Annotated in this window: 8 protein-coding genes and 1 pseudogene; all 9 read left to right on the top strand. The window is 37.9% G+C overall.

Annotated features, from left to right (window positions below; genetic code table 11):
• Positions 1-205, top strand: a pseudogene (locus WFK35_RS17905) (aldehyde dehydrogenase family protein); the annotation flags it as partial.
• Between the two features lie 95 nt (positions 206-300).
• Positions 301-1,626, top strand: a complete 1,326-nt coding sequence (lat, locus tag WFK35_RS17900) for an L-lysine 6-transaminase (protein WP_336733723.1) — start codon at positions 301-303, stop codon at positions 1,624-1,626.
• Between the two features lie 62 nt (positions 1,627-1,688).
• Positions 1,689-1,916: a DUF2007 domain-containing protein gene (locus WFK35_RS17895; RefSeq protein WP_076390287.1), complete on the top strand. Its 228-nt coding sequence runs from the start codon at positions 1,689-1,691 to the stop codon at positions 1,914-1,916.
• Between the two features lie 207 nt (positions 1,917-2,123).
• Positions 2,124-2,381: a SemiSWEET family sugar transporter gene (locus WFK35_RS17890; protein ID WP_336733722.1), complete on the top strand. Its 258-nt coding sequence runs from the start codon at positions 2,124-2,126 to the stop codon at positions 2,379-2,381.
• A gap of 57 nt (positions 2,382-2,438) precedes the next feature.
• Complete coding sequence (locus WFK35_RS17885) at positions 2,439-2,951, top strand: GNAT family N-acetyltransferase (RefSeq protein WP_336733721.1); 513 nt, start codon at positions 2,439-2,441, stop codon at positions 2,949-2,951.
• Between the two features lie 117 nt (positions 2,952-3,068).
• Complete coding sequence (locus tag WFK35_RS17880; protein ID WP_214589709.1) at positions 3,069-3,521, top strand: transcriptional regulator; 453 nt, start codon at positions 3,069-3,071, stop codon at positions 3,519-3,521.
• Between the two features lie 2 nt (positions 3,522-3,523).
• Entirely contained in the window at positions 3,524-4,708 is a 1,185-nt protein-coding gene (locus WFK35_RS17875; protein WP_336733720.1) for an efflux RND transporter periplasmic adaptor subunit, read from the top strand.
• Positions 4,708-7,854 carry an efflux RND transporter permease subunit gene (locus WFK35_RS17870; RefSeq protein ID WP_336733719.1) on the top strand — a complete coding sequence of 1,049 codons (3,147 nt, stop codon included), beginning with the start codon at positions 4,708-4,710 and terminating at the stop codon, positions 7,852-7,854. Before WFK35_RS17875 ends, WFK35_RS17870 begins: the two co-directional genes overlap by 1 nt.
• An 87-nt stretch (positions 7,855-7,941) precedes the next feature.
• Positions 7,942-8,328 (top strand): TolC family protein (locus WFK35_RS17865; RefSeq protein WP_336733718.1); only part of this gene is annotated, 387 nt, incomplete at its 3' end.

Below are 8,328 nucleotides of genomic sequence, written 5' to 3'. Positions count from 1 at the left end.
TGCAGGTTCAGACTGTGGAATTGCCAACGTAAACATCGGAACTTCAGGTGCGGAAATCGGCGGAGCTTTCGGTGGAGAAAAAGAAACCGGAGGCGGAAGAGAATCCGGATCGGATGTTTGGAAGTACTATATGAGAAGACAGACCAACACGATTAATTATACTACAAACTTACCTTTAGCACAAGGAATTAAGTTTGACCTTTAAAAACTAACATCATGAGTTTGAAAATTTGGAAACAGATTTTTAAGTCTCAAATTATTATTAAATTTTAAATCACCCCTAAGATTTTTATTTAAAAAATGGAACAGACAATTGAAATAAAAGCAAATAAAGTAAAAGAAACCGTTGGCAGACACGTTTTGGCAGATGGTTTCGATTTCGTGATGGATATTGAAAAATCCCACGGTTCATGGCTGTATGATAAACTTACAGACAGAGAATATTTAGATATGTTTTCCATGTTTGCTTCGGCATCCATCGGTTACAATCATCCCTATATCGTTGAGAAATCGGCATGGCTGGGAAAAATGGCGGTCAACAAACCCACTTTGGCAGATGTGTATTCTGAAGAATATGCGCATTTCTTAGAAGTTTTCGAAAGAGTGGTAATTCCTGAAGAACTGCAGTATGCTTTTTTTATTGAAGGCGGAACTTTAGGGGTAGAAAATGCGATGAAAGCATGTTTCGACTGGAAAACGCGTAAAAATTTCGAAAAAGGTCTTGATGTGGAAGCGGGAATCTGCATCCATTTCAGACAGGCGTTCCACGGAAGAAGCGGATATACTTTAAGTTTAACCAACACTTCAGATCCGAGAAAATATCAGTATTTCCCGATGTTCGACTGGCCAAGAATCCTAAATCCTAAACTTACTTTCCCGATTACGGAAGAGAATTTGGAAGAGACTATTAAAAATGAAAGACTGGCTTTATTAAATATCGAAGAAGCGATTTTAATGAATCCTGATAAAGTGGCATGCATTATCATTGAGCCGATTCAGGCTGAAGGAGGAGACAACCACTTCAGAGACGAATTTTTATTAGGATTGAGAAAAATCTGCGATCAGCATGATATTCTTTTAATCTTTGATGAAGTTCAGACCGGTATCGGAATTACAGGTAAAATGTGGGCATTCCAGCATTTTACAGCAAAACCGGATATTATTTCTTTCGGTAAAAAAGCGCAGGTTTGCGGAGTTTTAGCCAATAAAGAAAAATTTGATGAAGTTCCGAACAATGTTTTCAGAGAAAGCTCAAGAATTAATTCCACTTTCGGAGGTAACTTCATCGATATGCTTCGTTTCCAGCTGGTAATGGAAGTTATTGAAAAAGAAAACCTTGTGGAAAATGCAAGAGTGGTAGGAGAATATTTGCTGAACGGACTGATTGGTCTTGCTGAAAAATATCCTGAAAAGTTATCCAATGCAAGAGGAAGAGGATTAATGTGTGCCATCGATCTTCCGACTTCTGAGCAGAGAAATGCATTAAGAGACGAGCTTTGGAACGACGGAATGATCATCCTTTCATGTGGAGATCAGTCACTTCGCTTCAGACCGCATCTGAACGTTACTAAAGAAGAAATTCAGATCGCTTTAGATAAAATTGAAAATAATATTAATAAAATTTAAAAGCTGAAATTTGTAATTTTCAAAAAAACGTTATATATTTAGATACTCAAACGAGACAGAATATGGAAAGAAGTACAAGAGTATCAGTTTTTGAAAGTGACAAACCTGCAGAAATCCAATTGATAAAGTCTAAACTGGACGATGCGCAGATTAAAAATTCAGTAGAAAACAATTACCTTACTTTTACAACCACGCCCACGGCGACATCGCTGAAAGTAATGGTGAAACTTGAAGATGAAAAAAAAGCATTTGAAATTATCGATGCTTATCTTCAGCAAAGTGAAAATTAATAAAAAACAATTTCATAATTTTAAATTTTACTACTTCGAACCGAAAATTAATTTAAATTAGTTTTCGGTTTTTTTCTTTGAAGATCTATCAGAAAAAATGTATTTTTTTGAAATAATAGTCTAGTTTTTATAAATAAGATATAAGGTTTAACGTTTAAGCTTTATTTTGTTTTTAGTATATTAGATTATAATTCAAAAAAAAGCAGTATGATAGAGCAGATAATAGGTTATTCAGGCGCATTAATTTCATCCATATCTTTTTTACCGCAGGTAATAAAATTGTGGAAGACAAAATCAGGAAAAGACCTTTCCATGGTTACTTTATCATTTCTTACCCTGAATGCTTTGCTTTGGGCAGTTTACGGAGTGATGAAAGAAGCAAAACCTCTCTGGATTACCAATGTTTTAATGTTAATCATGCTGATTGTCATGATATTCCTTAAAATAAAATACAGAAAAAACTGAAGGAGTTCTTCATAATTAAATAAAAGGGTAAACAAACTTAAAATCAATATAACAAACGTGGCACAGGAAATTAAGCTGAGAAAAGCAGAAATTGAAGACAGAGATATAATCTGGAACATTTTGCAGCAGGCAATCGAAAGAAGGAGAAAAGACGGAAGTACACAATGGCAGGAAGGCTACCCGAATTTGGGAACCGTGGAAAGCGATATTGCAAAAGGTTTCGGATATGTAATGACGGCAGATGGAGAAGTGGCGGTTTATGTAGCATTAATTCTGAATGATGAACCCGCTTACAGTACCATTGAAGGAGCCTGGCTGAGTAACGGAGAATTCGTTGTCGTTCACAGAGTTGCTGTTGATGAAAAATTTGCAGGACAGGGAATGGTAAAAATTCTTTTCGATCATATTGAAGAACTCACCAGATCACACGGAATTCAAAGCATAAAAGTGGATACCAATTTTGATAATATCCCGATGCTGAAAATTCTCGAGAACAAAGGCTACAGCTATTGTGGGGAAGTATTTCTTGCAGGAGGTGTAAGAAAAGCTTTTGAAAAGATTATTTTTTAGTCTGAAAGTTAAATCCGTTTTCATTGAAATTTTAAAAAACCTGATATTTATAAACTCTATCAGGTTTGTTCGTTTAGTTCTGAACTAATTTTTACATTTGCTTCAAATTTATATACAATGCATAAGAGTATAGAAATTGATGAAAAAATTTTTCAGAATGCCGTAAAGTTCTACGGTACCGTTTTCAGTCTTCCGCCGTTAGCTTCAAAGATTTACGCCTATCTTTTATTCGATTATGATAAAGTGGGCATTACTTTTGATGAGTTTGTGGAAGTGCTTTCCGCGAGCAAAAGTTCGGTTTCTACAAGTATTTCTTTACTGCTGAACGCAGAACTCATCGTAGATCACAACAAGATGGACGAGAGGAAACGGTATTTTTTCATCAATGACGGTTATAAGAAGATAAGATTTGAAAAAATAGTTCAAAAAATGCAAGACGAATTACAACTACTGGATGATTTAGACAATTTTAAAAAAAATCATGACGACTACAATGAAAAGATGGAAGCTTATAAAGCTCTTTTAAACAGGAACATTAAAAATATTCAGGAATCACTTAATAAACTATAGAAATGAATAATAAGCTAGTTATACTTTCTGTTGCGGCTCTTTCTTTAACAGCCTGCAAAAAAGAAGCCCCGAAGCAGGACGGTCCGAAACCGTATCCGGTGGTGAATGTCGAGGCGAAAAATATAGTAGGTTATCAAACCTTTCCGGCTACAATTCAGGGTAAAGTTAATAACGATGTCCGCGCTAAAATTCAGGGGTATATTACTCAGGTTTTGGTAGATGAAGGACAATACGTTACAAAAGGACAGCCGCTTTTCCGTCTGGAAACCAATATTCTGAACGAAAATGCAGCGGCTTCAAAAGCAGGAATCAGTGCTGCGGAATCCAATATCGCTGCGGCGCAGGCTTCTGTAGCGGCAGCAAATGTTGAAGTAAATAAACTTAAACCGCTGGTTCAGAAAAATATCATCAGCAATGTGCAGTTACAGACCGCACAGGCAAATTTAGCGCAGGCTCAGGCACAGCTAAAACAGGCACAGGCTGCAAAAAGTCAGGCAGTTGCCAATTATAAAGGAGTAGAAGCCAATATCGAATATTCTGTTATTCGTGCCCCGATTTCCGGAGTAATCGGAAAGCTTCCTTTAAAAGTGGGAAGTTTGGTAGGCCCTTCAGACCAGACTCCTTTAACCACCATTTCAGATACTTCTCAGATTTACGCCTATTTTTCAATGAACGAAAAAGAATATTTTGATTTCCTTGAAAAATCTTCGGGTGCATCTATGCCCGAAAAAATAAAAAATCTTCCGATGGTGGAATTACAGCTTGCGAACGGAAGTCTTTATCCTGAAAAGGGCAGAATTGAAGCCATTACAGGACAGATTGATCCTACAACCGGAACCATTCAGTTCAGAGTAGGATTTACCAATGCACAGAAACTTTTAAGTAACGGAAACAGCGGAACCATCAGATTCCCTCAACGTTACGATAATGTTCTGGTAGTTCCGGAAAGTGCAACTTACGAACAACAGGGAATTGTTTACGTATATAAAGTAGATAAAGACACTGCAAAAAATGTAGTGGTTAATGTTATTGACAGAATCGACAACATGGCGTTGATAAAATCAGGAGTGAACAAAGGTGAAATTATAGTTGCAGCAGGAATCGGAGGTCTGAAACCGGGAACTGCAGTGATAAAGAAACCTGTAAAAATGGATAGTCTTGTTCAATCTATAAAACCGAAATTCTAATGATTAAAAATTTTATCAACAGACCGGTTTTATCCACCGTAATTTCAATTTTAATTGTGATTCTCGGTGTTTTAGGACTGATCTCGTTACCCGTAACGCAGTATCCTGATATTGCGCCGCCGACGGTAAGTGTCTCGGCAAACTACACCGGAGCCAACGCTGAAACGGTAATGAAAAGTGTGGTTGTTCCTCTGGAGGAACAGATCAACGGGGTGGAAGGAATGGATTATATTACTTCATCTGCCGGAAATGATGGTTCTGCACAGATTCAGGTGTTTTTTAAACAAGGAATCAATCCGGATATTGCTGCGGTAAACGTACAAAACCGTGTAACAAGAGCCACCCCTTTACTGCCGAGTGAAGTGACGCGTTCCGGGGTTGTTACTCAAAAACAACAGACCAGTGCCCTGATGTATATGTCTTTCTACTCTGAGAATAAAGATCTGGATGACGTATATCTTCAGAACTTTTTGAATATCAATGTTATTCCGAACTTAAAAAGGATTAACGGAGTAGGAGATGCCAATGTTTTCGGAGGTAAAAATTACTCGATGAGAATATGGCTGGATCCTTCCAAAATGGCAGCTTACGGATTAACACCTACCGATGTTACCAATGCAATTAATGAGCAAAGTAGAGAAGCTGCCGCAGGTTCTATCGGACAAAACAGCGGAAGCTCTTTTGAGTACATCATTAAATATGTAGGTAAATTTAACGATAAGGAACAGTACGATAATATCATCATTAAATCTTTACCGGACGGACAAAATTTAATGCTAAAAGATGTTGCTAAGGTAGAGCTGGCGGGACAGTCTTACACGGGAATCGGGGAAAACGGAAACAATCCTTCCATCAGTATGGGGATTTTCCAGACACCGGGTTCCAATGCGCAGGAGATTATTAAAAACATCAAGTCTTACCTGAAATCGGCGGAAGGAAGTTTTCCGCAGGGAATTAAATATACTTTCAATTTTGATACGAACGAATTCCTTGATGCATCTATTGAAAAGGTAGTGCATACCTTAATTGAAGCGTTTATTTTGGTTTTCATCGTGGTATATATTTTCTTACAGGATTTCAGATCCACTTTAATTCCGGCAATTGCAGTTCCGGTTTCTATTGTGGGAGCCTTTTTCTTCCTGAATTTATTCGGATATTCATTAAACCTGTTAACGTTGTTCGCTTTGGTTCTTGCGATCGGTATTGTTGTGGATGATGCGATTGTCGTCGTCGAAGCCGTTCATGCGAAGATGGAACACGGGATTTCGGATGCCAAAAAAGCAACCGTGGAAGCAATGGACGAAATTACAGGAGCAATTATTTCAATTACTTTGGTAATGGCATCTGTATTTATTCCGGTAACGTTTATTACAGGTCCTACCGGGGTTTTTTATCAGCAGTTCGGGATCACTCTTATTGTAGCGATCATTATTTCTGCGATCAATGCATTAACGTTAAGTCCGGTTTTATGTTCATTATTCTTAAAACCTCACGATGCGCACCATAAAGAATATAAGAATTTAAATTTCATTCAGAAGTTTTTCTATAAATTCAATATCGCTTTTAAAACAACAACAGAACGTTATGGAAGAGGATTTGTATTCCTGCTGAGACATAAATGGGTTACGCTGATTATTTTTGCCGTAACGGGAGGGATTTTATATTGGGCAAGTTCAACGATGAAAAAAGGTTTCGTGCCTACGGAAGACCGCGGAATTATCTTTACCGATGTTCAGCTTCCTCCGGGCGCGTCTATGGAAAGAACGTACAATGTTCTGAAAACCCTTCAGGCAAATGCTTTAAAAGTTCCGGGAGTACAGAATGTTACGATTTCCACGGGTAGAGGATTTTTATCCGGAAACGGAAGCAACAACGGTTTGGCTTTCATTAAGCTAAAACCTTTTGAAGACCGTAAAAAAGACGGACAGACTTCTGAAGATATTACGAAAAAATTATTTGGAATCTCAGGAAAAGTTCCGGATGCAAAAGTGGTTTTCTTCCAGCCGCCAAGTGTACCCGGTTTTGGTAACAGTGCCGGTTTCGAGATGGTTCTTTTGGATAAATCCGGAGGAGAATATGCAGATTTAGACGCAAAAACCAATGAATTTATCGGAAAACTGATTGAAAGACCGGAAATCGATTTTGCGCAGACTTCGTTCAATACAAAATATCCTCAGTATGAAATGAAGATCAATGTTCCTTTAGCTAAAAAGCTGGGTGTTTCCGTAAGTGATATTCTGGCAACGATGCAGGGATATATCGGAGGAATTTATACTGCAGATTTTACCAAATACGGAAAGCAGTTCAGGGTAATGGTTCAGGCTCTTCCTGAAAACAGACAGAATATTGAAAATTTGAATGAACTGTATGTAAAAACAGGTTCCGGAGCAATGTCTCCGATTTCACAGTTTGTAACGCTTACCAAAGCGTACGGACCGCAGTCGGTGAGCCGTTATAACCTCTTTACATCGGTGAAAATTACAGGAGCCAACTCTGCAGGATTCAGTTCCGGAGATGCTATTTCAGCGGTACAACAGGTGGCAAAAGAAACCCTGAACCAGAATTATGATGTAGAATTTACAGGACTGTCAAGAGAAGAATTAAGTTCAGGATCTCAGACGATATTAATTTTTGGATTGAGTTTGATCTTCGTGTACTTTATTCTTTCTGCACAGTATGAAAGTTATATTCTTCCTTTAATCGTTGTGATTTCTCTTCCTCTCGGAGTAATGGGAGCGTATTTCGGACAGAAAATTATGGGATTGGAAAACAATATTTATTTCCAGATTGCCCTGATTATGTTGGTGGGATTATTAGCAAAAAATGCGATTCTGATTGTGGAATTTGCCGTTCAGAGAAGACATCACGGTGAAACTATCGTTATGTCGGCAATTAACGCAGCTAAAGCGAGATTAAGACCGATTCTGATGACCTCATTTGCCTTTATCTTCGGTTTACTGCCATTGGTTCTGGCAAGCGGAATCGGAGCGGTAGGAAACAGATCCATCGCAACAGGAGCCGCAATCGGTTTGTTGATAGGAACTATTTTAGGACTTTTCGTGATTCCTGTTTTATATGTCATTTTTGAATATTTACAGGAGAAAGTAAAACCTATCAAACCGAAAGAAATCAATTTAGCAGAATAAAATTAAGTGAGTTCAGGGTTTTTGATGTAAAGTTTAAATAATAACTAAAACCGGAAACCCTGATCTTTAAACCTTAAACTTCAAATAATGAAGAGTATTTTAAACATCATAAAAGGAATAACATTTTCAGTCGCTGTTCTTGCCGCTGTATCATCGTGTATGGCGAGAAAAGAATACCACAGACCGGATAATGTGGTAGACGAAAAACTCTACCGTACAGATATGCTTCCTGCAGATAGTATCAATATCGCAAATGTTTCCTGGAAAGAGATTTTCACAGATCCTGTACTTCAGGGACATATTGCGAAAGCTCTGGAAAATAATCTGGATATAAGAATTGCTTTGCAGAGTATAAATTCAGCAGAAGCTTATTTAAAACAAAGCAAGGCAGCGTATGAGCCAACGGTAACTGTAGGTCCCGGCTACACTTTCCAGACCCAGTCGCTGAACACGCAGACAGGACGTTTGTTTGGT

Source organism: Chryseobacterium sp. VD8 (genome assembly GCF_037149975.1).
Taxonomy (GTDB): Bacteria; Bacteroidota; Bacteroidia; order Flavobacteriales; family Weeksellaceae; genus Chryseobacterium; species Chryseobacterium indicum.
Note: the sequence above shows the minus strand (reverse complement) of the source record. Positions and strands in the feature narration are given on the sequence as shown.